The 1,308-nt window shown below is 52.8% G+C and carries 1 rRNA gene; it reads left to right on the top strand.

From position 1 onward, the window contains the following. Positions 1 to 1,308: ribosomal RNA gene (locus J2S18_RS16370) — 23S ribosomal RNA — on the top strand; the annotation flags it as partial.

A 1,308-nucleotide genomic window follows, 5' to 3' on the forward strand; every position in this document is an offset into this window, starting at 1 on the left:
CTGAGGCGTGATGGGGAAGGTTCTACGGAACCGAAGTATCTGATTCCATGCTTCCAAGAAAAGCATCTAGAAAGAGAAATAGTGCCCGTACCGCAAACCGACACAGGTAGATGAGGAGAGAATCCTAAGGCCCGCGGAAGAATTGCAGTTAAGGAACTAGGCAAATTGACCCCGTAACTTCGGGAGAAGGGGTGCCTGCGAGAGCAGGCCGCAGAGAATAGGCCCAAGCAACTGTTTAGCAAAAACACAGGTCTCTGCTAAAGCGAAAGCTGATGTATAGGGGCTGACGCCTGCCCGGTGCTGGAAGGTTAAGGGGAACACTTAGCGTAAGCGAAGGTGTGAACTTAAGCCCCAGTAAACGGCGGCCGTAACTATAACGGTCCTAAGGTAGCGAAATTCCTTGTCAGGTAAGTTCTGACCCGCACGAATGGCGTAATGACTTGGGCACTGTCTCAACTGCAAATCCGGCGAAGTTGTAGTGCGAGTGAAGATGCTCGCTACCCGCGATTGGACGGAAAGACCCCGTAGAGCTTTACTGTAGCTTAGCATTGAATTTCGGTATTATCTGTACAGGATAGGTGGGAGACTAGGAAATCAGGACGTCAGTCTTGATGGAGTCAACCTTGGGATACCACCCTGATATTACTGGAGTTCTAACAGGACGCCATGAAACTGGTGACTGGACATTGTTAGGTGGGCAGTTTGACTGGGGCGGTCGCCTCCTAAAAAGTAACGGAGGCGCCCAAAGGTTCCCTCAGAACGGTCGGAAATCGTTCGAAGAGTGCAAAGGCAGAAGGGAGCCTGACTGCGACACCTACAAGTGGAGCAGGGACGAAAGTCGGGCTTAGTGATCCGGTGGTACCTCGTGGGAGGGCCATCGCTCAACGGATAAAAGCTACCTCGGGGATAACAGGCTGATCTCCCCCAAGAGTTCACATCGACGGGGAGGTTTGGCACCTCGATGTCGGCTCGTCGCATCCTGGGGCTGAAGTAGGTCCCAAGGGTTGGGCTGTTCGCCCATTAAAGCGGCACGCGAGCTGGGTTCAGAACGTCGTGAGACAGTTCGGTCCCTATCCGTCGCGGGCGTAGGAAATTTGAGAGGAGCTGTCCTTAGTACGAGAGGACCGGGATGGACTGACCTCTGGTGTACCAGTTGTTCCGCCAGGAGCATAGCTGGGTAGCTAAGTCGGGAAGGGATAAACGCTGAAAGCATCTAAGCGTGAAGCCCACCTCAAGATGAGATTTCCCATAGCATAAGCTAGTAAGACCCCTTGAAGAACACAAGGTTGATAGGTCAGAGGTGTAAGC

It is taken from the genome of Eubacterium multiforme (assembly GCF_030813415.1).
In the GTDB taxonomy this organism is placed as follows: Bacteria; Bacillota; Clostridia; order Clostridiales; family Clostridiaceae; genus Clostridium; species Clostridium multiforme.